Raw genomic sequence first — 23,222 nt, forward strand, 5'->3', positions numbered from 1 at the left:
CGTCCGCGCTCCGTCGCGCCGCCGTCATCGCCCGAAACTGTGTTCGGCGTGTTGCTCGAACGGGTGTTCGATCGGTGGTACGTTCCTCCACAGCGGCGTCGCCCGGGTGTTCCATCCACAGATCGCGTGACTGTCGGCAGTGATGTCGGTGGCCAGCCATAGGTTGATGGACATCGGGAACAGCCCGAAGCCTTGTCGCAGAACCATCGGCCTTGCACCACCGGCCGGCGTGGACGCGACAGCCTACAGGCGGCCGAACACGAGCACGAAGGAGCACCCCATGCCATCACCGGCAGACCGCGAAAAGGCCCTCGAGACCGCACTCGCACAGATCGACAGGCAGTTCGGCAAGGGTGCGATCATGCGCCTCGGTTCGGACGAACGCGCACCCGTCAACGTCATCCAGACCGGGTCGGTGGCGCTGGACGTCGCGCTCGGCATCGGGGGACTGCCCCGCGGCCGCATCGTCGAGATCTACGGCCCGGAGTCCTCGGGTAAGACGACCCTCACCATCCACGCCATCGCCAACGCCCAGCGCGCCGGTGGCATCGCGGCCTTCATCGACGCCGAGCACGCGCTCGACCCGGAGTACGCCAAGAAGCTCGGTGTCGACATCGACGCCCTGCTCGTGTCGCAGCCGGACACCGCCGAGCAGGCGCTCGAGATCGCGGACATGCTCGTCCGCTCCGGCTCGATCGACCTCATCGTGATCGACTCGGTCGCAGCACTGGTGCCGCGCGCCGAGATCGAGGGCGAGATGGGTGACTCCCACGTCGGTCTGCAGGCCCGCCTCATGTCCCAGGCGCTGCGCAAGCTCGCCGGTGGGCTGAACCAGACGCAGACCACGATGATCTTCATCAACCAGCTGCGCGAGAAGATCGGTGTGTTCTTCGGTTCCCCGGAGACCACCTCGGGCGGTAAGGCACTGAAGTTCTACGCGTCCGTCCGCCTCGACATCCGTCGCATCGAGACGCTCAAGAGCGGCACCGACGCGGTGGGCAACCGCACGCGTGTCAAGGTCGTCAAGAACAAGATGGCGCCGCCCTTCAAGCAGGCCGAGTTCGACATCCTGTACGGCGTCGGCATCTCGCGCGAAGGCTCGCTGCTCGACTTCGGTGTCGACCACGGCATCGTCAAGAAGTCGGGTGCCTGGTACACCTACGACGGCGACCAGCTCGGGCAGGGCAAGGAGAACTCGCGTTCCTTCCTGATCCAGAACCCCGACACCGCGGCTGAGATCGAGGGCAAGATCCTCGCCAAGCTCGGCGTCGGTGGCGCCAAGGCGGAAGAGGCTCCGGTCGAGTCGATCGCGCCGAAGCTCGCGGAGCGCAAGGGCGCGTGAGCACCGACCACGACGACGACGGCCTCGCACCGGTCACCGACCTGTTCGGTGCGAGGTCCCGTCGCCGGGCCCCGGCAGCTGCGGAGCCCGCCCCCGAACCCGAGCAGACGGTGCCCAGCATTCCGGAGCCCGCGCTCGAAGACGATGCGGACACCCCCGTCCCGTTGCCCATCCGCGGGCCGCGTGCACAGGCCGACTGGGTCTCGCCGGTCATCGGCGACGGTTCCGGCCGGACCGCGCGGGCCGAGCAGGACGGCTACGACGACGAAGGGGCGGACGCCACGACGGCGTCGGTCTTCTCGATCGCCGGTGGCGAAGAACTCGACCCTGCGGATGCTCCGCGTCCCCTCGACGAGCAACGCGCCGACGCCGAGCGGCTCAGCATGCGGGCGCTCGGCCGCAAGGGCGTGAGCGAGTCCGAGATGCGGACACTGCTCACCCAGCAGGACCTCGACCCCGACGTGGTCGAGCACGAGATCGAACGCCTGACCCGCGTCGGGCTGCTCGACGACGTCGCCCTCGCCACCGATCTGGTGGACCGCTTGCACGCCCGCAAGGGTCTGGGGCGGCAGGGCGTGGTCACCGAGCTGCGTCGTCGTGGCATCGACCAGATCGCGATCGACACCGCGCTCGACGAAGCTGCGGACGACGAAGACGACGAGTTCATCCGCGCCCAGGAGCTCGCCGACAAGCGTGCGCCGCAGATGCGTGGGCTCGACCGTGCGACCGCCGAGCGTCGGTTGTCGGGGTTCCTGATGCGCAAGGGCTACGGCTCGGGCGTGGTGCGGATCGCCGTCCAGCGGGCCCTCGACGGCGGCGGACGCCGGCCTCCGACGGGCCGCGGGACCGTGCGCTTCGAGTAGTCGCCCCGACCTACACTGGGACGACCATGGCCACCGTCGCAGCGCGCCAGCGCACCTACGAAGTCCGCACCTACGGGTGCCAGATGAACGTGCACGACTCCGAGCGGCTGAGCGGGTCGCTGCAGGCGGCGGGCTACACGGCGGCGGACGGCGAGCAGGCCGACGTCGTCGTGATCAACACCTGTGCGGTGCGCGAGAACGCGGACAACCGTCTGTACGGCAACCTCGGACAGCTCGCCGGCATCAAGCGCGACCACCCCGGCATGCAGATCGCCGTCGGTGGGTGCCTGGCCCAGAAGGACAAGAACGTCATCCTCGAGAAGGCGCCGTGGGTGGACGTGGTCTTCGGCACGCACAACATGGGCTCGTTGCCGACGCTGCTCGAACGTGCGCGGCACAACGACGAGGCGCAGATCGAGATCCTCGAAGCGCTCGACGTGTTCCCGTCGACGCTGCCGACCAAGCGTGACTCGACCCACAGCGGGTGGGTGTCGATCTCGGTCGGGTGCAACAACACGTGCACGTTCTGCATCGTCCCGTCGCTCCGCGGCAAGGAGAAGGACCGCCGCCCGGGTGACGTCCTGGCCGAGATCCAGGCGCTCGTCGACGACGGTGCGATCGAGGTCACGCTGCTCGGGCAGAACGTGAACTCGTACGGGGTCGAGTTCGGCGACCGGCAGGCGTTCGGCAAGCTGCTGCGTGCGGCCGGCACCATCGACGGCCTCGAGCGCATCCGCTTCACGAGCCCGCACCCGGCAGCCTTCACCGACGACGTCATCGACGCCATGGCCGAGACCCCGAACGTCATGCCGCAGCTGCACATGCCGTTGCAGTCCGGGTCCGACCGGGTCCTCAAGGCCATGCGGCGGAGCTACCGGAGCGAGCGGTTCCTCGGCATCCTCGACCGGGTGCGCGCCAAGATCCCGAACGCGGCGATCTCGACCGACATCATCGTCGGGTTCCCCGGCGAGACGGAAGAGGACTTCGCGGACACCTTGCGTGTCGTCGAGCAGGCACGGTTCGCCAGCGCCTTCACGTTCCAGTACTCGATCCGCCCCGGCACCCCGGCGGCGACGATGGACGACCAGCTGCCGAAGCACGTCGTGCAGGAGCGGTACGAGCGGCTCGTCGCGCTGCAGGAACGCATCACCGCGGAAGAGAACGCCGCGCAGGTCGGCCGGAGCGTCGAGGTCCTCGTCGCGACGGGCGAGGGGCGGAAGGACGACGCCACCCGCCGGTTGTCCGGACGCGCGGAAGACTCGCGGCTCGTGCACTTCGCCGTGCCGGAGGGCTCCGCGGTCCCGCGACCCGGCGACGTCGTCACGGTCGAGATCACCCGAGCGGCCCCGCACTTCCTGATCGCCGACGACGACGCTCCACTGCGCATCCGACGCACCCGGGCGGGCGACGCCTGGGACCGTGCCGAGGCCGAGAGCTGCGGCGTGCCGACCCCGGCGGCGCCCGGCGACGGTCCGCGCCCGGTGTCGCTCGGACTGCCCACGCTCCGTGTCGGGCGCTGACGCCCCCGTCGGGGACGGCCCCGAGCGCGACCCGGCCCAGCACCGCGGGCTCGATACCTCCGACGCTGATCTGATCGCCGTCGTCGGGGCGACCGGGACGGGCAAGTCCGACCTCGGGATCGCGATCGCCGAACGCCTCCGCGCCGCCGGCCGGAACGCCGAGATCGTCAACGCCGACGCCATGCAGCTGTACCGGGGCATGGACATCGGCACCGCCAAGCTGTCGTTCGACGAACGGCACGGCATCCCGCACCACCAACTCGACGTGCTCGACGTCACCGACGAGGCGAGCGTCGCCGCGTACCAGGTGGCTGCCCGAGCCGACGTGGACCGGATCCAGGCGGACGGCGGCGTCGCCGTGCTCGTCGGGGGCAGCGGGCTCTACGTGTCCTCCGTCCTGTTCGACCTGGCGTTCCCCGGCACCGACCCGGAACTCCGCGCGCAGCTCGAGCGCGAGCACGACGAGCTCGGTCCGGGCATCCTGCTCGAGCGGCTCCGCGGCCTGGACCCGGCGGCCGCAGCGACGATCGATGCACGCAACCCACGGCGGTTGATCCGGGCACTCGAGATCGCGAGCCGGTCCGAGGTCGTGACCCCGAGCCTCCCGTCCGCGCCCCGCGCCTGGCGACCGTCCCGCATCCTGCACCTGCGACGGGATCGTGAGCAGCTGGTCGCGGCGCTGCACGCGCGTGCGGCGGGGATGTTCGCCGCCGGACTCGTCGACGAGGTCGCGGCTCTGCGCGAGCAGGGCATCGAGCAAGGGAAGACCGCGCGGGCCGCGATCGGGTACTCGCAGGCGCTCGACGTGCTGCGGGGGACCTCCACGATCGAGGCCGCGGTCGAGGCGACCGGCATCGCGACGCGCAAGTACGCCCGACGGCAGGTGTCCTGGTTCCGCCGCTACGCCGACGCCGACACCCTCGACGTCACCGGAGCCGACCGCGGGGACCTGTCGGAACTGGCCCGTAGGATCGTCCCGTGACCGAGCTGCACTTCACCAAGGGCCAGGGGACCGGCAACGACTTCGTCCTGTTCGCCGACCCCGACGCCACCGTCGACCTGACCCCCGAGCGGATCCGCGCGATCGCGGACCGACGCTTCGGCGTGGGCGGCGACGGCGTGATCCGTGCGGTGCGGTCGGAAGCGATCCCCGAAGGACGCGCCCTGGTGGCCGTCGAACCGGCGGCGACGTGGTTCATGGACTACCACAACGCCGACGGCACGGTCGCCGAGATGTGCGGCAACGGGATCCGGGTGTTCGCGCGGTACCTGACCGAGTCCGGCCTGGTCGAGCTCGCACCCGGCGAGACCCTGACGGTCGGTAGCCGCAAGGGCCTGGTCGACATCCAGCGGACCACGAACGGCTTCGCTGCCGACCTCGGCCGGTGGGGGCTGGGCATCGAGGACGGCGGCTCGGACGACGTCATGGTGCGCGCCAAGAACCTCGACGGCGCCCGGCCCGGCATCGGCATCGACGTCGGCAACCCGCACGTGGTCGTCGCCGTCGCGACCGAGGACGAACTCGCCGACCTCGACCTGACCTTCCTGCCCGTGCTCGACCCGGCGCCCGAGCACGGCGCCAACGTCGAGTTCGTGCTGCCCGGCGACCCACTCATCAACGACGGCGTCGGCGAGATCACGATGCGGGTGCACGAGCGGGGCAGCGGCGAGACGCTGTCGTGCGGCACCGGTGCGGTGGCAGCGGCCCTGGCGACGCGGTACTGGGTGGGTTCCGGCGCGCCGGACACCTGGCGCGTACGGGTGCCGGGCGGGGTCGTGACGGTCCGGATGTTCGCGGCGGAGGACGGCGAGCACGTCTCGCTGTCCGGTCCCGCCGAGCTGGTGTTCTCCGGCGACCTGACGGTCTGACGCAGGGCGCGCGGGGGCCGCGGGGCGGGGGCCGCGCGGCGGGCTTCGCTTCGTGAGCAGAAATGGTCGGGTGCGCTGCGGCGACTCGACCATTTCTGCTCACGAAGTGGCGCGGGCGCGCAGCGCGCGCCCGGCGCCGCCCGGCGCCGCGCGGCGGCGCGCAGCGGCGCGCGGCGCGCCGCGCGCCCGCCTACGCCGTCCGGCGCACCCGGATGACGCGGAACCCCTTGTCGGTGGACGCCCGCGCGACGTGGAACCCGGCCCCGAGCGCACCGACGAGCCACTTCTGCAACGAGTCGCCCCCGAGGTCCTTCGACACCACGAGCCAGGCGTCTCCCTCGACCTCGAGCCGGGGCAGCCACGTCAGCAGGATCTCGTGGAGTTCGTCCTTGCCGACGCGGATCGGCGGGTTCGACCAGATCGTCCGGAACCGCAGGTCGTCCGGGACGTCGTCGGGCAGGGCGATGGTGACGTTCGACGCACCCGCGGCCTCGGCGTTGGCCCGCGCCAACCCGAGCACCCGTTCGTTGACGTCGACGCCCCACACCGCCGCGTCGGGGGAGTGCAGCGCCATCGTGATCGCGATCGGGCCCCAGCCGCAGCCGACGTCGAGCAGCGCGCCGTCGTGCGCGGGCGGCGGGACGGAACCGAGCAGCACACGGGTGCCGCGGTCGAGGCCGTCCGGGCTGAAGACCCCTGCTGCCGTGGTCAGCGTGAGCGACCGGCCGGCGAGGGTGACGTCGATCTGGCGTTCGCGGGTGTCCGATGACGGGTTCGCGGAGAAGTAGTGGTCGTTCGCCATGGATGAACCGTAGCGGGAACCCGGTGTGTCCGAGGCCCGCCGGAGGTACCCTGTGGACAGGATGACGGATACCCATCAGCAGAACGACCAGACCAACGACGACAGCGCAGACGGTGTCGTCGAACGGGTGTTGCGCAACGCCGACCGCCGCGCAGCATCGTCCATCTTCGCCCCCGCCCAGGCGATCCAGACCCGCTCGGTCGACGAGCACGGGTGGGACGGCGACGGCGACCAGTACGACCGTGAGGACCGGGCGGCCCTGCGCCGCGTCGCCGGCCTCTCCACCGAGCTCGAGGACGTCACCGAGGTCGAGTACCGCCAGCTGCGGCTCGAGCAGGTCGTCCTGATCGGCGTGTACCCGCACGGTGACGCCCAGGACGCCGAGAACTCCCTGCGGGAGCTGTCCGCCCTGGCCGAGACGGCCGGCGCGGTGGTCCTCGACGGGCTCCTCCAGCGTCGACCGAACCCCGACCCGGCGACCTACCTCGGCAAGGGCAAGGCGGAAGAGCTCGCGATGGTCGTCAAGGCCACCGGCGCCGACACGGTGATCGCGGACACCGAGCTCGCCCCGTCGCAGCGCCGCGCGCTCGAGGACGTCGTGAAGGTCAAGGTCATCGACCGCACGGCCGTGATCCTCGACATCTTCAGCCAGCACGCGAAGACCCGAGAGGGCAAGGCCCAGGTCGAGCTCGCGCAGCTCCAGTACCTGCTGCCACGACTGCGCGGCTGGGGTGACTCGATGTCCCGGCAGGCCGGTGGTCAGGTCTCCGGCGGTGCGGGCATGGGTTCGCGTGGTCCCGGTGAGACGAAGATCGAGCTCGACCGACGTCGCATCCACACCCGCATGTCGAAGCTCCGCCGCCAGATCGCCGGGTTCCGTCCTGCGCGCGAGGCGAAGCGTGCCGACCGTCACCGCAACGAGGTGCCGAGCGTCGCGATCGCCGGCTACACGAACGCGGGCAAGTCCTCGCTCCTGAACCGTCTGACGAGCGCCGGCGTGCTGGTGCAGAACCAGCTGTTCGCGACGCTGGACGCCACGGTCCGCCGGACCGAGAGCACCAAGGGCCGCGAGTTCACCTTCGTGGACACGGTCGGCTTCGTCCGGAACCTGCCGCACCAGCTGGTCGAGGCGTTCCGCTCCACCCTCGAGGAGGTCGGCGAGGCCGACGTCATCGTGCACGTGGTCGACGGCTCGCACCCCGACCCCGGGGCCCAGCTCGCGACGGTGCGCGAGGTCATCGGCGACGTCGGCGCGCACGACATCCCCGAGATCGTCGTGTTCAACAAGGCCGACCTGATCGACGACGCACAGCGCCTCGTCCTGATCGGGCTCGCGTCGGACGCCGTCTTCGTGTCGGCCCGGACCGGCGAGGGCATCCCGGAGCTGCTCCGCACCATCGAGGAGCGCCTGCCGGAGCCCGACGTCGAGCTCACGGTGGTCGTGCCCTACGACCGCGGTGACCTCGTCTCCACGCTGCACGACGCCGGCGCGGTCGACTCCGTCGACTACGTCGAGGACGGCACCCGCCTGCGCGTGCGCGTCTTCCAGCGCCAGGTCGCGGAACTCGATCCGTACGTGGTCGCCCCCGTCACGTCCTGACACCCGGTACCGGCTGACGGCCGGGAGGCCCGCCCCACGTCCGTCGTGCGGGTGCGCTCCGGCCGCGGTTCCGTTCAGCGCCGCACAACCCAAATCGGCTCGAACCACGAGATCTCGTGGTTCGAGCCGATTGCGGTTGTGCTCCGGTCAGTGCCCGGCGTGCTTCAGAGGGAGCGGAGGACCGCGACGACCTTGCCCAGCACCGAGGCCGCGTCGCCGAGGATCGGCTCGAACGCGGTGTTGCGCGGGAGCAGCCACGTGTGGCCGTCGCGCTGGCGGAAGACCTTGACGGTCGCCTCTTCGTCGAGCATCGCGGCGACGATGTCACCGTTCTCGGCGGTCTGCTGCGCACGGACGACCACCCAGTCGCCGTCGCAGATCGCGGCGTCGATCATCGACTCGCCGACGACCTTGAGCATGAAGAGGTCGCCCGAGCCGACGAGCTGCCGGGGGAGCGGGACGATCTCGTCGACGTGCTGCTCCGCCGTGATCGGGACACCGGCGGCGATCCGGCCGACCAGCGGCACGAGCGTGGTGGCGTCGACATCGGGTCCGGTGACGTCCGGCGTGGGCTCGTCGACCAGGACCTCGAGGGCACGGGGACGGTTCGGGTCGCGGCGGATCCAGCCGCCGAGCTCGAGCTGGCCGAGCTGGTGGGACACGCTCGACAGCGAGGAGAGCCCGGCTGCGTCGCCGATCTCGCGCATGCTCGGCGGGTAGCCCCGCGAGGCGATGGACGCGCGGATGGCGTCGAGGATCGTCTGCTGCTTCGCGGTCAGCGGCTTCTGGCCCCGCAGTTCGTCCACCACGTCGTCTCGCTTTCGTCGGTGCTGAGCGGCCGTGGCGGGAATGTCGGTGGTCCCCGTTTGACTTGTCCCAGTCGATCGAAACAGTATCCGACCGGTCAACCCCGGACAAACACCTGTTCGAGCGTGTCGCAAGAAAACCCCGCAGAAATCCTCTCCCAGGACTTGTGCGTCGTCAGATTCGAAACTATGTTCGGTACACGACTTCGGTTCACCCGAACGGGAAGGCAAGAACGACATGAGCACCATCGCCATCGCTGACATCCAGCGCACCGCGGCCCCCGCCGTGCGCGTCCGCCTGCGCCTGACGCGCCGCGGCCGCATCGTCTTCACGACGCTCGCCGCGCTCCCCCTCCTCATCGTCGTCGCCTTCTTCGTCCTGAACGGCGGCCAGGCGTCCGCCGGTGATGCCGCGGCTGGTGGCGCCCGGACGCAGTTCGACACCGTCACGATCCAGCCGGGCGAGACGCTCTGGCAGCTGGCCGAGGACACCGCGCCGAACGCCGACCCGCGCGACTTCGTGCAGGACGTCATCAGCCTCAACGCCCTCGACGGCTCCGGGCTGCAGGCCGGCGAGCAGATCGCCATCCCGACGAAGTACACCTCCGGCCAGTAGTCGCCAGACGTGGTCGTGGGCAGTCCCGTCCGGACGGCTGGTCGTCCGGTGGCCACAGCGGCCTACGATGGATCGGTGGCATTCACGCTCGAAGACCTCCCGATCCGAGACGACCTCCGCGGTCAGAGCCCCTACGGCGCTCCGCAGAAGCACGTCCGCGTCCAGCTGAACGTCAACGAGAACACGCATCCCGTGCCGGACGACGTGGCTGACGACATCGTCGCCTCGATCCGTCAGGCGCTCGCGACGGTGAACCGCTACCCGGACCGCGAGTTCACGGAGCTCCGCGAGTCGCTGGCCGGGTACCTCGGGCACGGCCTCACGGCAGAACAGCTGTGGGCGGCGAACGGCTCGAACGAGGTCCTCCAGCAGCTGTTGCAGGCCTTCGGCGGCCCGGGGCGTTCCGTCCTCGGGTTCCCGCCCACCTACTCGATGCACTCGATCCTGGCGTCCGGAACCGGCACGACCTGGATCCCGGCGGAGCGCGACGACGAGTTCCGCATCTCACCCGAGACCGTCGTGGCGGCGATCGAGCAGCACCGGCCGGACATCGTGTTCCTGTGCGGGCCGAACAACCCCACGGGCACACCGCTGACGATCGAAACGATCGAGGCCGCGTACGCCGCGACCGACGGCATCGTGATGGTGGACGAGGCCTACGCCGAGTTCATGCCGGCCGACGTGCCGAGCGCCCTGACGCTGCTGCCCGGGCGGGAGCGGCTCGTGGTCTCCCGGACCATGAGCAAGGCGTTCGCGTTCGCCGGCGCACGGGTCGGCTACATGGCGGCACATCCCGCCGTGATCGACGCCGTCCGCCTCGTCCGGCTGCCGTACCACCTGTCCGTCCTGACGCAGGCGGCCGCCGTCGCCGCACTGCGCCACGCGCCCGAGATGCTCGCGATGGTCGACGACATCAAGCAGCAGCGCGACCGGATGGTGGCCGAGCTGCAGGCCATGGGCTACCGCACGTACGAGACCTGGTCGAACTTCGTCCTGTTCGGTGGGGTCGCCGACCCGCACGCTGCGTTCGAGTCGCTGCTCGAGCGGGACGTCATCTTGCGCGACCTCGGCATCCCGAACCACCTGCGGGTGAGTGCCGGCACGGAAGAGGAGACCACCGCGTTCCTCGACGCCATGCGGCAGGTCGCCGCCGAGCAGCCGCCGGTTAGGGTTGGGGCATGACCGCGCGCACCGCCTCGATCAGCCGCAGCACGAGCGAATCGAGCGTCGAACTCGAGCTCGACCTCGACGGCACCGGCTCGTCCGACATCTCGACGAGCGTGCCGTTCTTCGACCACATGCTGACCGCGTTCAGCAAGCACTCGCTCATCGACCTGCGCGTGCGGTCGACCGGTGACACCGACATCGACGTGCACCACACGGTCGAGGACACCGGCATCGTGCTCGGGCAGGCCCTCAAGCAGGCCCTCGGCGACCGGTCCGGCATCGGTCGGTACGGCGACGCCCTCGTGCCCCTCGACGAAGCGCTGGCCCAGGCGGTCGTCGACGTCTCCGGGCGTCCGTTCCTCGTGCACTCGGGTGAGCCCGAGGGGTTCGAGTTCCACCGCATCGGCGGTCACTTCACCGGGTCGATGATCCGCCACGTGTTCGAGGCGATCACGTTCAACGCGGGCATCACCGTGCACGTCCGTGTGCTCGGTGGCCGCGACCCGCACCACATCGCGGAAGCCGAGTTCAAGGCGTTCGCGCGTGCGATGCGCAAGGCGGTCGAGCTCGACCCGCGCGTCGACGGCATCCCCTCCACCAAGGGCGCACTGTGACCGTGAAGCCGAACGTCGTCGTCCTCGACTACGGGTCGGGCAACGTCCACTCCGCGGCCAAGGCACTCGAGCGGGCCGGAGCCGAGGTCACGCTGACCGCCGACAAGCAGGCGGCGCTCCGTGCGGACGGCCTGCTCGTACCCGGGGTCGGGGCGTTCGCCGCGGTCATCGACCAGCTCGAGGGCGTCCAGGGCGGCGAGATCGTCGACCACCGTCTGGCCGGCGGCCGTCCGGTGCTCGGCATCTGCGTCGGCATGCAGGTGCTGTTCTCCCGCGGCATCGAACGCGGAGCCGACGTCGAGGGGCTCGGGCAGTGGCCCGGCACCGTCGAGCAGCTCCAGGCCGAGGTCCTGCCGCACATGGGCTGGAACACCGTCCAGGCACCAGAGGACTCCGTGCTGTTCGACGGGCTGCACGACGAGCGGTTCTACTTCGTGCACTCGTACGGCGTGACCGACTTCCCCCTCGACGCCTACGGCCCGTTCCGTGCTCCCGGCCTGACGTGGGCCGAACACGGGCAGCGGTTCATCGCCGCGGTCGAGAACGGGCCGCTCACCGCGACCCAGTTCCACCCCGAGAAGTCCGGCGAGCCGGGCATCCGCCTGCTGACCAACTGGGTGCGCTCGCTCTGAACCCGGCCCGCAACGGGCGCGACGGCGCCGCCGGACGCGCCACGGGCCTCCAGGCCGAACCCCACACCTTCACCACCGCACCTTCACCACCGTGACGAAACCGACAGGACCATGACCGACCTCACCGACACCTCGCCCCTCGTCCTGCTGCCTGCCGTCGACGTCGTCGACGGCCAGGCCGTCCGGCTGACACAGGGCGAGGCGGGGAGCGAGACCGGCTACGGCGACCCCGTCGCCGCCGCGCGCACCTGGCGGGACCAGGGCGCGGAGTGGATCCACCTGGTGGACCTCGACGCAGCGTTCGGTCGGGGCGACAACCGCAAGGTCATCGCGCACGCGATCCGCGAGGTCGACGGCGTCTCGGTCGAGCTGTCGGGCGGCATCCGCGACGACGCCTCGCTCGAAGCCGCGCTGGCCACCGGCGCTGCCCGGGTCAACCTCGGCACGGCGGCGCTCGAGAACCCGGACTGGGCCGCTCGGGTGATCGGCGAGTACGGCGAGCAGATCGCCGTCGGGCTCGACGTTCGTGGCACGACCCTCGCCAGCCGTGGCTGGACCGAGGACGCCGGCGACCTGTGGGAGGTCCTCGACCGGCTCGAGGCCGCGGGGTGCGCCCGGTATGTCGTCACCGACGTCACGAAGGACGGCACGCTGCAGGGCCCGAACGTCGAGCTGCTGCGCCAGGTGTGCGACCGGACCGACCAGCCCGTCGTGGCCTCTGGCGGGATCTCGACGCTCGACGACCTGCGGGCACTGCGCGAGCTCGTGCCGTTCGGGCTCGAGGGCGCGATCATCGGCAAGGCGCTGTACTCCGGGGCGTTCACGCTGCCGGCCGCACTCGACATCGCCTCGGAGTAGCGGCGTGGCGGGGATCTCGAACGGGCGCGGAACCGGTCCGGACGCGGCAACCGGTCCCGACGACGCACACACCCCGGGTGGCGCGGCGGACTCGGCCGGCTTCACGTGGGAAGGCCGCACGTTCGACCACCACGACACCGCGTTCGCCGACGACGACGGGCTGGCCGACCCGGCGCTGACCGCGGCGATCGCGGGCGTGGCCGCCGGTGCATCGCAGGCGGCGGTCGTCCATGCACTGCGCACCGCCCGTCTGCTCATCCCGCTCATCGCCGAGGCCGGCGACCTCGGCGAGACCGACGCCGGCAAGCTCGTGGACAAGACCCAGGAGCTCTCGATCGTGACGGTCGCCGGCCCGGACGGGCGGAGCGTGATGCCAGCGTTCACCTCGGTCGACGCGATGCACGCCTGGGACGCCGATGCCCGGCCCGTGCCCGTGGAGTCACGCCGGGTGGCGATGGCCGCGGCGAGCGAGGAGACGCAGCTCGTCGTGCTCGACCCGAAGTCGGCGACCGAGTTCGTGCTGCGCCGTCCCGCGGTGTGGGCGCTCGGTCAGGACCTGCCGTGGACCCCGTGCTTCGAGGACCCCGAGGTCGCCCAGGCGTTCGCCGACTCGGTCGTGGGGGAGCGCAGCGTCGCCCGTGTCGAACTGACCCCCGGGGACCCGGTCGGACGCTTCGCCGGCCCGGAGCTGACCGTCGGACTGGCGTTGCACCCCGGGCTCGACCGCGAGCAGGTCGGCGAGCTCGTCGGTCGGCTGCAGCAGCGGTGGTCGACGGACGCCGTCATCGCCGAACGCGTCGACAGCATGCGCGTGGCCCTGCGGGCAGCCTGAGCGGCGACCGCGTCGGCCAAGCACCCGGCCACGAGCAACGCCGACCCGGCCACGAGCAACGCAGACCCGGCCGCGCGCGGCGGTGCGGCCCCGGGCCGGCCGACGTCGCCGGTACGATGGCCGGGTGAGCACGAACCCGACGACCAACCCCACCGGCGCGACCTCCATCGGTCCGACGGGTCGTCCTGTCCGGGAGTTCCCCGTGCCCGAGGAACTCGACAGCACCGGCCCTGCGCGCATCATCGCCCTCTGCAACCAGAAGGGCGGCGTCGGCAAGACCACCACGGCGATCAACCTCGGTGCAGCCCTGGCGGAGTACGGCCGCAAGGTCCTGGCCGTCGACTTCGACCCGCAGGGTGCGCTCTCCGCGGGCCTCGGTGTCCGCACGCACGACATCCACACCGTCTACGACCTGCTGATGGGCGCCGTGAAGGACCCGATCCAGGTCATCCAGCCGACGAACACCCCGGGGCTCGACGTGATCCCGGCGAACATCGACCTGTCCGCGGCCGAGGTGCACCTGGTCAACGAGGTCGCCCGCGAGCAGATCCTGGCGAGCGTGCTGCGCAAGGTCGCGAACGACTACGACGTGATCCTGGTCGACTGCCAGCCGTCGCTCGGCCTGCTCACCGTCAACGCCCTGACCGCGGCGCACGGCGTGCTGATCCCGCTCGAGTGCGAGTTCTTCGCCCTGCGCGGTGTCGCCCTGCTCATCGAGACGATCGACAAGGTGCGCGACCGCCTCAACCCGGCGCTGACGCTCGACGGCATCCTGCCCACCATGTACGACTCGCGCACCCTGCACTCGCGCGAGGTCATGGAGCGTGTCGTCGACACCTTCGACGACCGGGTCCTCGACACCGTCATCGGGCGCACCGTGAAGTTCCCGGACGCCACGGTCTCCGCGCGGCCGATCACCCAGACGGCGCCGGACCACGCCGCCGCCCACGCCTACCGGCAGCTCGCACGAGAGCTCGTCCAGCGTGGCGCCGTCGCCTGAGTCGGGGTTCCGGGTCCGACTCACCAACTTCGACGGCCCGTTCGACCTCCTGCTGTCGCTCATCACGAAGCACGAGCTCGACATCACCGAGGTCTCGCTCGGCGCGGTCACGGGGGAGTTCATCCAGTACGTGCGTCAGGCCGAGTCGGCGGACGAACTCGACGAGGCGAGCGAGTTCCTCGTCGTCGCCGCCACCCTGCTCGACCTGAAGATCGTCGGGCTGCTGCCGCAGGGTGAGCTCGTCGACGCCGAGGACGTCGCCCTGCTCGAGGCCCGCGACCTGCTGTTCGCACGGCTGCTGCAGTACCGGGCGTTCAAGCAGGCCGCCGACTGGTTCGGCGAACGCTGGGGTGTGGAGTCGCGTCGGCACGTCCGGAGCGTCCGGCTCGAGGAACGGTTCCGCGCCCGCACGCCCGAGCTCGTGTGGACGCTCTCGGTGCAGGACTTCGCCGCACTGGCCGCGCTGGCGTTCGCCCCGCGGGAGATCCCGACGGTCGGACTCGACCACCTGCACGCGCCGCTCATCAGCATCCGCGAACAGGCCGCGATCGTCGTCTCGATCCTGCGGACACGCGACGGCGAGGGGGTCTCGTTCCGCGAACTGGTCGCGGGCGTCGACCAGACGGGTATCGTGGTGGCTCGCTTCCTCGCGATCCTGGAGCTGTACCGGAACGCATCGATCTCGTTCGAACAACTCGAGCCGCTCGGGGAACTCACGCTCCGATGGACCGCCGAGGACTGGTCCGACGAGAGCCTCGCCAACCTGGGAGCCGACTATGACGGATGACGTGCACGACACGTCCAGCGCCGAACCTGGCGGCGCCGACGAGATGGCCGACGCCCGCGCGATCGAGCACGAGATGCACGCGCGCGCCGAGCACGACCGCGCCCCGCAGGCGCACCCGGTGATCCCGATCGACCGCCAGCTCGAGGCGATCCTGATGATCGCGGACGAGCCCCAGTCGCTCGTCGCGCTCGGCGCCGCCGTGAACGCCCCCGTCCCCGCCGTCCGCCAGGCCGTCGAACGCCTCGTCGCGGACTTCGACGGCGTCGACGGCACCACCCGCCGCGGGTTCGAACTCCGCGAGGTCGGCGGCGGCTGGCGCTTCTACGTCCGCCAGGACCTGGACGCCGTCGTCGAGCAGTTCGTCGAGGCCGAGCGGCCCTCGCGCCTGTCGCAGGCCGCGCTCGAGACCCTCGCGGTCGTCGCCTACAAGCAACCGATCACGCGATCCCAGATCGCGTCGATCCGCGCCGTCAACGTCGACGGCGTCGTCCGAACGCTGGTCGCGCGCGGTCTCATCGAGGAGTCGTTCACCGACTCCGAGACCGGCGCCATCAACTACGTCACGTCCGATCTGCTCCTGCAGCAGCTCGGCATCAACTCGCTCGACGAGCTGCCGCTCATCTCGCCCCTCCTGGACGACGGTGCGGACGGCTTCGGGCAGAACGAAGGGATCCCCGATGGCCGGGTTTGACGACCGGGGGCGCGGCGCGCCCCGAGACCGAGACGACCGCAACGGACGCTCAGGAGGCCCGGATCGCCCCGGGCGTTCGGCTCCCGGCCGCGGCGGGGCCGGCTCCAGTGCCGGTGGCCGCTCCGGCGGGTACGGTCGCGACGACCGCGGGGGCGCACGTCCGCCGCGTGACGACGACCGTCGTGGCGGCTACCAGTCGCGCGACGACCGCGGTGGCGACCGTGGTGGGTACCGGGGTCGTGACGACCGTAGTTCCGCGCCGCGTGATGACCGTGGTGGCTACCGGGGTCGTGACGACCGCAGCTCGGCTCCGCGTGACGACCGTGGCGGGTACCGGGGCAACTCGGCTCCGCGTGATGACCGTGGTGGGTACCGCGGCCGTGACGACCGTGCCGGCGGCGGCGACCGTGGCGGGTACCGCGGGAACTCCGCGCCGCGCGATGACCGTGGTGGGTACCGGGGTCGCGATGACCGCAGTTCGGCTCCGCGCGATGACCGTGGTGGCTACCGCGGGAACTCCGCGCCGCGTGACGATCGCGGTGGGTACCGGGGTCGCGACGACCGCAGCTCGGCCCCGCGTGACGACCGTGGTGGCTACCGAGGCAACTCGGCTCCGCGCGACGACCGTGGCGGCTACCGGGGTCGCGATGACCGCAGTTCGGCTCCGCGCGATGACCGTGGTGGCTACCGGGGTCGCGACGACCGCAGCTCCGCGCCGCGCGATGACCGTGGTGGCTACCGCGGGAACTCGGCTCCGCGTGACGACCGTGGCGGCTACCGGGGTCGCGATGACCGCAGCGCAGCTCCCCGCGACAACCGTGATGACCGTGGTGGGTACCGCGGCCGCGACGACCGCACCTCGGCACCCCGCGACAACCGTGACGACCGTGGTGGCTACCGTGGCCGCGACGACCGCAGCGCCGCGCCGCGTGACGACCGTGGTGGGTACCGCGGCCGTGACGACCGCAGCTCGGCACCTCGCGACAACCGCGACAGCCGCGAGGACCGCCGCGGCCCCGACGGCCAGCAGAGCCGCGTCTGGCACAACGGCCGCCGGTACGTCGGCGGCACCACGAGCGTCCGCAACAGCGACCGCCCCGGCAAGAGCAGCAACACCGCCAACGGCCGCACCACGCCGAAGCCGAGCGGTGAGCGCGACAGCCACGGCGCCCCGGTGGAGGGCACGCCCGAACGCCCGATCATCGAGGACTGGGACGCGGCGGACGGGACGACGTCTGCCGGGGCCGAGCCGGGCCTCCAGGCAGAGGGGGAGCGCCTGCAGAAGGTGATCGCCGCTGCGGGCGTGGCATCTCGCCGCGTCGCGGAGAACCTGATCGTCGAGGGTCGCGTGACGGTCAACGGGCAGGTGGTGGACGCCCTCGGGCGTCGTGTCGACCCCGCGACGGACGCGATCTCGGTCGACGGCGTGCCGGTGCAGATCGACTCCTCGCGGCGGTACATCGTGCTGAACAAGCCGACCGGTGTCGTCTCGAGCCTGCAGGACGAGCGCGGTCGCCGCGACCTGACCGAGTTCGTGGACCGCTACGAAGAGCGCCTGTTCAACGTCGGCCGCCTGGACACCGAGACCTCCGGGCTGCTCGTCCTGACGAACGACGGCGACCTGGCACACGTGCTCGCGCACCCGTCGTTCGGCGTGCAGAAGACCTACATCGCGAAGGTGCACGGCAACGTGAACCCGGCCGTGGTGCAGCGTCTGACCGAGGGCGTCGAGCTCGAGGACGGTCCGATCAAGGCTGACAAGGTGCGGTTGCTCGAGTCCTCGCGGGGTGAGTCGCTCGTCGAGATCACGCTGCACTCCGGCCGCAACCGGATCGTCCGTCGCATGCTCGAGGCCGTCGACCACCCGGTCCTCGAACTCGTCCGCCGCTCGTTCGGGCCGCTGCACCTCGGCAGCCTGCCGCCGGGCAAGATGCGCGAGCTGGGCACGGTCGAGGTCGGCAAGCTGCTCGGCACCGTCCGCGACGCGAAGCCCTCCGCTCGTGACGACCGCGACGTCGCCCTCGACCAGGGCGACGACGACGAGTGGGACGACGAGACCGCGGACTGACCGCGACCGGCCCCTCGGGCCGTGACCGCCACCCGGGCGTCGACCGACGCCCGGGCGTCGGTCGGTAGGCTTGCCCGGTGACCGACCTGACCCCACCCGACATCGACCGCCGCGTGCGCGGCCCGGTGCGGGTCGTCGGCACCGGGCTCCTCGGCACCTCGATCGGTCTGGCGCTGCGCGAGAAGGGGGTCGACGTCGTCCTCGACGACGTCTCACCCGGCGCGTTGGCGCTCGCCGTCGACTACGGGGCCGGCCGCCGGCCCGAACCCGGTGACCGGCCGGAGCTCGTGGTGGTCGCGGTCCCGCCCGACGTCGTGGCGACCGTCGTCGCCCGCGAACTGTCGGCGTACCCGGACGCCATCGTGACCGACGTCGCGAGCGTCAAGGCCGGACCGTTGACCGAGCTCGTGGCAGCCGGCGCCGATGTCACCCGCTACATCGGGTCGCACCCGATGGCCGGACGTGAACGCAGCGGACCGAGCGCCGCCCGCGCCGACCTGTTCGTCGGCAGCCCCTGGGTGATCGCCGGACACGACGCCATCAGCTACCAGCGCGCCGCCGTGGTCGAGGACCTGGCGCTCGACGTCGGCGCGACCGTCGTGCCGATGGACCCGGCGTCGCACGACCTGGCCGTGGCCTACGTCTCGCACGTGCCGCAGCTCGTGTCGACGTTGATGGCCTCGCGGCTGCGTGACGCCCCGGACGGGTCCCTCGGTCTCGCCGGAGGTGGCGTCCGCGACGTCACCCGCGTCGCCGCGAGCGACCCCGGCCTGTGGGTGCAGATCATCGGCGCGAACGCGGCCAACGTCCGGCGGGTCCTGGCCGACCTGCGCGACGAGCTGAGCGGCGTGATCGGGGCGCTCGACGACCCCGCCGCCGCCGGGGCGCCGCGGACCCTGGCCGAGACGATCGCCGCCGGCAACCGTGGGGTCGAACGGCTGCCCGGCAAGCACGGCACCACCAAGCGCTTCGCCCAGGTGGTCGTCCTCGTCGACGACACCCCCGGGCAGATCGCCGCGCTCCTGACGTTCATCGGGGAGATCGGCATCAATCTCGAGGACATGCGCCTCGAGCACTCACCGGGCGCGCAGATCGGCATCGTCGAGGTGTCGGTCCTGCCCGAGCAGGAACAGCGACTCGTCGAGGAACTCGAGGGTCGCGGATGGAGGATCGCAGCAGCATGGGCCTGAACGACACGAACGCAGCGACGAACGACTCCGGCGTGACCGCCGACTCCGGCGTGGCCGGCGGGCCGGACGGTCCGGACTCCGGTCTGCCGACCCCGGGCCAGGGCGGTGCCGGCGGCCCGCTCAGCGGCAGCGGCGACGGCGGCGCACTCGGCGGACCGGCCGGCGGCCTCGGCGAGCCCGGCGGCGAGCCCGGTTCGACGAGCGCCCCGGTACCCGCCGGCCTCACCGATGGCGCCTACGTCGCGAAGATCGTCATCGCCGTCGACGGCCCCGCGGGCAGCGGCAAGTCGAGCGTCTCCCGCGCGGCCGCCCGTGCCCTCGGCTACGGCTACCAGGACACCGGCGCCGCCTACCGCGCCCTCGCCTGGCACGCCCTGCAGCAGCGGGTCGACCTCGACGACGCGGCGGCGATCCTGGCGAGCTGGGACACGTTCGACTACACCATCGGCACCGACCCCGACGACTACTACGTGCGCGTGGGGGAGACCGACGTCACCGACGCGATCCGCACCCCGGACGTGACGGGCGCGGTGGCGCACATCGCGAAGCTCCCCGACGTCCGACACCGCCTCGTGCAGCTGTTCCGGAACGTCATGCGGAAGACCGACGCACCGGGCATCATCACCGAGGGTCGGGACATCACCACGGTGGTCGCACCCGACGCCGAGGTCCGGATCCTGCTGACGGCCGACGAGTCCGTTAGAATGGCCCGGCGCTCGGCGGAGGTCACGACCCAGTCGGCCGCAGAGACCTCCGCCGCACTCGCTCGTCGAGACGCGGCGGACGCGAAGGTCGTCGACTTCATGAACGCCGCAGACGGCGTCACGACGCTCGACTCCACCGACCTCGACTTCGACCAGACCGTGCAGGCGGTCGTCGACCTGGCCCGCGCGGCCACGCACTGACGCACGACCGGACGGCCTCGGCCGCCTGGTCACACCACGGCCGGATCTCCGGCCCGGCCGGGAACGGCCACCGACACCGCGGCTCCGGCCGCTCGCGAGGAACCCACCATGGCTCAGTTGGACAACCCGGACAACGACGACTTCCCCCAGTACGACGACGCCCTCGGCGAGCGGCTCGCCGGACTCGACGAGGCCGAGGCCGAGCAGCGCGCGACCGCGCTCCGCGCCGGACTCGAGGAGTACGACCTCGAGGACGACGACCTCGCCCTGCTCGAGGCCGGTCAGGTCGGCGAGGACGGTGTCCACTACCTGCCCGCCTACCCGGTGCTCGCGATCGTCGGTCGCCCGAACGTCGGCAAGTCCGCGCTCGTCAACCGCATCCTCGGTCGTCGCGAGGCCGTCGTGCAGGACGTCCCCGGCGTCACGCGTGACCGCGTCAGCTACAAGGCCGACTGGAACGACAAGCGCTTCACGCTCGTCGACACCGGCGGCTGGGAGCCCGGCGCCGAGGGCATCAACGCCTCGGTCGCCGCGCAGGCCGAGGTCGCGATCGACCTCGCTGACGCCGTGCTGTTCGTCGTCGACGTCACGGTCGGCATCACCGCCACCGACGAGCACGTCGTCAAGATGCTCCGCGGCACCGACCGGCCCGTCATCGTCGTCGCGAACAAGGCCGACGACGAGCGCCGCGAACTCGACGCCTACGAGCTCTGGAACCTGGGGCTCGGCGAGCCGCACCCGGTGTCGGCCCTGCACGGCCGTGGCGTCGCGGACCTGCTCGACCTGATCATCAAGACGCTGCCCGACACCTCGGCCGTCGCCAAGCAGGAGGTCGGCGGCCCCCGCCGCGTGGCCATCCTCGGCCGCCCGAACGTCGGCAAGAGCTCGCTGCTCAACAAGGCCGCCGGTGAAGAGCGCGTCGTCGTGAACGACATCGCCGGCACCACCCGGGACCCGGTGGACGAGCAGATCGAGCTCGGCGGCAAGGTGTGGCGCTTCGTCGACACCGCCGGCATCCGGAAGCGCGTCCACATGCAGCAGGGCGCCGACTTCTACGCCTCGCTCCGCACCACCGCCGCGCTCGAGAAGGCCGAGGTCGCCGTCGTCGTCCTCGACGTCACCGAGCCCGTCTCCGTGCAGGACCTGCGCATCATCGACCTGGTGCTCGAGTCGGGCCGTGCGCTCGTCCTGGCCTACAACAAGTGGGACCTGCTCGACGACGAACGCCGCCGCTACCTCGAGCGCGAGATCGAGCAAGACCTGGCGCACGTCGCCTGGGCTCCGCGCGTGAACATCTCCGCCCGCACCGGCCGCCACCTCGAGAAGCTCGTGCCGGCGCTCGAGACCGCCCTCGCATCGTGGGACACCCGCATCCCGACGGGCAAGGTCAACGCCTTCATCGCCGAGCTCGTCCAGGAGCACCCCCACCCCGTGCGCGGCGGCAAGCAGCCCCGCATCCTGTTCGGGACCCAGGCGTCGAGCCAGCCGCCGACGTTCGTGCTCTTCACGTCGGCGTTCCTCGACCCGCAGTACCGACGGTTCATCACCCGTCGACTCCGCGAGGTCTGGGGCTTCTCCGGCACCCCGATCAACGTCAACATGCGCGTGCGCGAGCGCCGGAAGCGCTGAGTCGCAGCTCCGTCACACACAACGCGTCCCGTCTGCACGGGGCGCGTTGTGCGTTCGCGTTCGCGTTCGGCCGGGAGGCCCGGATCGCGTCCGCAGCGTCGGTGCGGCACCATGGGAGCGTGCGCATCGGGCGGTGGGGAACGGATCGACGTCGGCTCGCCCTGGTGGGAGTCCTCGTCGCCGTGGTCGTCGTCGGCTCGGTGTCGCTCTGGACGGTCTCGCACGCCCCAGCCGAGGACGACCTCGTCACCCGCTCCGATCGAGCCGTCCCCGAACCCGCGCGGTCCCCCTCGGAAGGGCTGCGGCCGTCGAACGGCCTGGGCGAACCCCTGCTCGAGGAGTCCCCGGCCGTGCAACCGGTCGACTCGTCGCCGATCGAACCGTGGTGGCGCCGGGTTCCGCCGGTCTCCGGGGACATCGTCGGCATCGACGGCGCTGCTGCCTCGGGCCACGTCCACATCGCCGGGAACACGGGCGACGACACGCTGGCGGTCGAGATCGCGGACCTGGAGACGGGGACGACGGGGCCGGTCGACATCGTGTTGTCCGGTGGGACGGTCACCGGAGGCAAGGACCCGGAGTGGACCCCGGCGGGGGAGTCCTTCGACGTCTTCCAGGCCGCCGGCGTCGAGCAAGGGCTGACCGTCGTGCTGAGCGACCCGTGGACCCTGCCCGACGAGGTCCGCTCCCTCGTCCTGCTCGACGCCGCGACCGGCACCGTGCTCGGTGGCGCGGCGCTCGTGCCGAGCGACTGAGCCGGCCGGGGAGCCCTGCGCTGACCCGGAACGACATCGTCGACGTCGTGCGACCTCGATGACGTCGTTCGGGGTCGGCGTCGATGTCGGGGTTGGGGTCGGCGACAGCGCGGTACGCCGGTGGTCGCTCGATGCGGCACGATGTACTGGTGACGCAGCGCAACGACGGACTCGGTGGCCTCGCCGACCGTCTGTGGTGCCGGCTGCGGCTCGACCGGCTGGCCGGAGGTCGCCAGGGCGGGTACGTCATCCGCCAGGACATGCTCGAGCACCCCGACACCGTGCGCTCGTTCCGGTGGATCCGGTGGCTGCTCGTCGCGGAGACGATCGTCGGACTCGCTGCCATCGTCGTGGCCGTGCTGCTGACGCGCGCGGGGGAGACCGTGCCGTGGGCGGTGTGGTTCCGGGCGACGGTCGTGCTGCTCATCACCCTGACGCTCTACGTGTTCGCGTGGCGGGCACAGCTCGGGTACTACTGGGCGTACCAGCGGGTGCGGTTGTTCAGCCGGATCTTCCCGATCGTGACGCTCATCGTGGCGGCGATCCCCGGGCTGTACCCGTTCTGGATGGTGATCGAGCAGATCGTGTTCTCACTGCTCATGATCGGCATCGGCGACGTGCTCACCACCGACCACATGCGCGCCACGTTCCCCAAGCCCGCCCGCCGGTAGCGCCC

At 71.4% G+C, this 23,222-nt stretch carries 23 protein-coding genes; 21 read left to right on the forward strand and 2 right to left on the reverse strand.

Features of this window, described 5'->3' with window-relative positions; all coding sequences use genetic code 11:
* The first annotated feature begins 280 nt into the window (after nucleotides 1–280).
* From recA to dapF, 5 genes are all read left to right on the forward strand, one after another.
* Entirely contained in the window at nucleotides 281–1,342 is a 1,062-nt protein-coding gene (gene recA / locus EDF51_RS06330; protein ID WP_111084595.1) for a recombinase RecA, read from the forward strand.
* Nucleotides 1,339–2,205 carry a regulatory protein RecX gene (locus tag EDF51_RS06335; protein ID WP_134194214.1) on the forward strand — a complete coding sequence of 289 codons (867 nt, stop codon included), beginning with the start codon at nucleotides 1,339–1,341 and terminating at the stop codon, nucleotides 2,203–2,205. Before recA ends, EDF51_RS06335 begins: the two co-directional genes overlap by 4 nt.
* Nucleotides 2,206–2,231: 26 nt before the next feature.
* Entirely contained in the window at nucleotides 2,232–3,725 is a 1,494-nt protein-coding gene (gene miaB / locus EDF51_RS06340; RefSeq protein ID WP_123341028.1) for a tRNA (N6-isopentenyl adenosine(37)-C2)-methylthiotransferase MiaB, read from the forward strand.
* Nucleotides 3,726–3,795: 70 nt separating this feature from the next.
* Complete coding sequence (miaA, locus tag EDF51_RS06345) at nucleotides 3,796–4,707, forward strand: tRNA (adenosine(37)-N6)-dimethylallyltransferase MiaA (protein WP_134194307.1); 912 nt, start codon at nucleotides 3,796–3,798, stop codon at nucleotides 4,705–4,707.
* Nucleotides 4,704–5,594 carry a diaminopimelate epimerase gene (gene dapF, locus EDF51_RS06350; RefSeq protein ID WP_111084599.1) on the forward strand — a complete coding sequence of 297 codons (891 nt, stop codon included), beginning with the start codon at nucleotides 4,704–4,706 and terminating at the stop codon, nucleotides 5,592–5,594. The genes miaA and dapF overlap by 4 nt, the downstream gene beginning before the upstream one ends.
* Nucleotides 5,595–5,784: 190 nt before the next feature.
* Here the strand turns inward: dapF and EDF51_RS06355 are convergent, their stop codons facing one another.
* On the reverse strand, nucleotides 5,785–6,396 hold the full coding sequence (locus EDF51_RS06355) for a methyltransferase (protein WP_123938802.1): 612 nt from the start codon (nucleotides 6,394–6,396) through the stop codon (nucleotides 5,785–5,787).
* A 61-nt stretch (nucleotides 6,397–6,457) separates the two neighbouring features.
* Here EDF51_RS06355 and hflX point away from each other — a divergent pair, with 61 nt between their 5' ends.
* Nucleotides 6,458–7,996 carry a GTPase HflX gene (hflX, locus tag EDF51_RS06360; RefSeq protein ID WP_111084601.1) on the forward strand — a complete coding sequence of 513 codons (1,539 nt, stop codon included), beginning with the start codon at nucleotides 6,458–6,460 and terminating at the stop codon, nucleotides 7,994–7,996.
* Between the two features lie 164 nt (nucleotides 7,997–8,160).
* Here the strand turns inward: hflX and lexA are convergent, their stop codons facing one another.
* Nucleotides 8,161–8,805 carry a transcriptional repressor LexA gene (gene lexA / locus EDF51_RS06365; protein WP_123293903.1) on the reverse strand — a complete coding sequence of 215 codons (645 nt, stop codon included), beginning with the start codon at nucleotides 8,803–8,805 and terminating at the stop codon, nucleotides 8,161–8,163.
* 235 nt (nucleotides 8,806–9,040) lie between these two features.
* On the opposite strand from lexA, the gene EDF51_RS06370 reads away from it, so the two are divergent.
* The 15 genes from EDF51_RS06370 to EDF51_RS06440 all read left to right on the forward strand — a co-directional run bounded on the left by EDF51_RS06370 (nucleotide 9,041) and on the right by EDF51_RS06440 (nucleotide 23,217).
* Nucleotides 9,041–9,418, forward strand: a complete 378-nt coding sequence (locus EDF51_RS06370; protein ID WP_111084603.1) for a LysM peptidoglycan-binding domain-containing protein — start codon at nucleotides 9,041–9,043, stop codon at nucleotides 9,416–9,418.
* A 75-nt stretch (nucleotides 9,419–9,493) separates the two neighbouring features.
* Complete coding sequence (locus EDF51_RS06375; RefSeq protein ID WP_134194216.1) at nucleotides 9,494–10,600, forward strand: histidinol-phosphate transaminase; 1,107 nt, start codon at nucleotides 9,494–9,496, stop codon at nucleotides 10,598–10,600.
* Nucleotides 10,597–11,199, forward strand: a complete 603-nt coding sequence (hisB, locus tag EDF51_RS06380; RefSeq protein ID WP_111084605.1) for an imidazoleglycerol-phosphate dehydratase HisB — start codon at nucleotides 10,597–10,599, stop codon at nucleotides 11,197–11,199. Before EDF51_RS06375 ends, hisB begins: the two co-directional genes overlap by 4 nt.
* 2 nt (nucleotides 11,200–11,201) lie before the next feature.
* Nucleotides 11,202–11,831: an imidazole glycerol phosphate synthase subunit HisH gene (hisH, locus tag EDF51_RS06385; protein ID WP_134194309.1), complete on the forward strand. Its 630-nt coding sequence runs from the start codon at nucleotides 11,202–11,204 to the stop codon at nucleotides 11,829–11,831.
* Nucleotides 11,832–11,942: 111 nt separating this feature from the next.
* The gene (gene priA, locus EDF51_RS06390) at nucleotides 11,943–12,689 is read left to right on the forward strand and encodes a bifunctional 1-(5-phosphoribosyl)-5-((5-phosphoribosylamino)methylideneamino)imidazole-4-carboxamide isomerase/phosphoribosylanthranilate isomerase PriA (protein ID WP_111084607.1); all 747 of its coding nucleotides are present in this window, start codon (nucleotides 11,943–11,945) and stop codon (nucleotides 12,687–12,689) included.
* A 4-nt stretch (nucleotides 12,690–12,693) separates the two neighbouring features.
* A complete protein-coding gene (locus tag EDF51_RS06395) occupies nucleotides 12,694–13,521 on the forward strand; it encodes an SseB family protein (RefSeq protein WP_123293900.1) in 828 nt (275 codons plus the stop codon).
* A 124-nt stretch (nucleotides 13,522–13,645) separates the two neighbouring features.
* Nucleotides 13,646–14,521 (forward strand): ParA family protein, encoded by an 876-nt coding sequence (locus EDF51_RS06400; RefSeq protein ID WP_111084609.1) that lies wholly within the window; start codon nucleotides 13,646–13,648, stop codon nucleotides 14,519–14,521.
* Entirely contained in the window at nucleotides 14,505–15,308 is an 804-nt protein-coding gene (locus EDF51_RS06405) for a ScpA family protein (protein ID WP_111084610.1), read from the forward strand. Before EDF51_RS06400 ends, EDF51_RS06405 begins: the two co-directional genes overlap by 17 nt.
* Nucleotides 15,309–15,381: 73 nt before the next feature.
* Nucleotides 15,382–15,999, forward strand: coding sequence for an SMC-Scp complex subunit ScpB (gene scpB / locus EDF51_RS06410; RefSeq protein WP_134194311.1), 618 nt, complete (start codon nucleotides 15,382–15,384; stop codon nucleotides 15,997–15,999).
* A gap of 1,276 nt (nucleotides 16,000–17,275) precedes the next feature.
* Nucleotides 17,276–18,067 (forward strand): pseudouridine synthase, encoded by a 792-nt coding sequence (locus EDF51_RS20245; RefSeq protein ID WP_240347709.1) that lies wholly within the window; start codon nucleotides 17,276–17,278, stop codon nucleotides 18,065–18,067.
* Between the two features lie 77 nt (nucleotides 18,068–18,144).
* Nucleotides 18,145–19,257, forward strand: a complete 1,113-nt coding sequence (locus EDF51_RS06420) for a prephenate dehydrogenase (protein ID WP_134194220.1) — start codon at nucleotides 18,145–18,147, stop codon at nucleotides 19,255–19,257.
* A 248-nt stretch (nucleotides 19,258–19,505) separates the two neighbouring features.
* On the forward strand, nucleotides 19,506–20,162 hold the full coding sequence (gene cmk, locus EDF51_RS06425) for a (d)CMP kinase (RefSeq protein WP_134194313.1): 657 nt from the start codon (nucleotides 19,506–19,508) through the stop codon (nucleotides 20,160–20,162).
* A 108-nt stretch (nucleotides 20,163–20,270) separates the two neighbouring features.
* Nucleotides 20,271–21,791, forward strand: a complete 1,521-nt coding sequence (gene der / locus EDF51_RS06430; RefSeq protein ID WP_123293896.1) for a ribosome biogenesis GTPase Der — start codon at nucleotides 20,271–20,273, stop codon at nucleotides 21,789–21,791.
* 119 nt (nucleotides 21,792–21,910) lie between these two features.
* The gene (locus EDF51_RS06435) at nucleotides 21,911–22,546 is read left to right on the forward strand and encodes a hypothetical protein (RefSeq protein ID WP_134194222.1); all 636 of its coding nucleotides are present in this window, start codon (nucleotides 21,911–21,913) and stop codon (nucleotides 22,544–22,546) included.
* 149 nt (nucleotides 22,547–22,695) lie between these two features.
* Nucleotides 22,696–23,217 carry a hypothetical protein gene (locus EDF51_RS06440; RefSeq protein ID WP_123293894.1) on the forward strand — a complete coding sequence of 174 codons (522 nt, stop codon included), beginning with the start codon at nucleotides 22,696–22,698 and terminating at the stop codon, nucleotides 23,215–23,217.
* Nucleotides 23,218–23,222: the final 5 nt, after the last annotated feature.

Origin of the sequence: Curtobacterium sp. PhB25, assembly GCF_004365375.1 — a bacterium.
In the GTDB taxonomy this organism is placed as follows: Bacteria; Actinomycetota; Actinomycetes; order Actinomycetales; family Microbacteriaceae; genus Curtobacterium.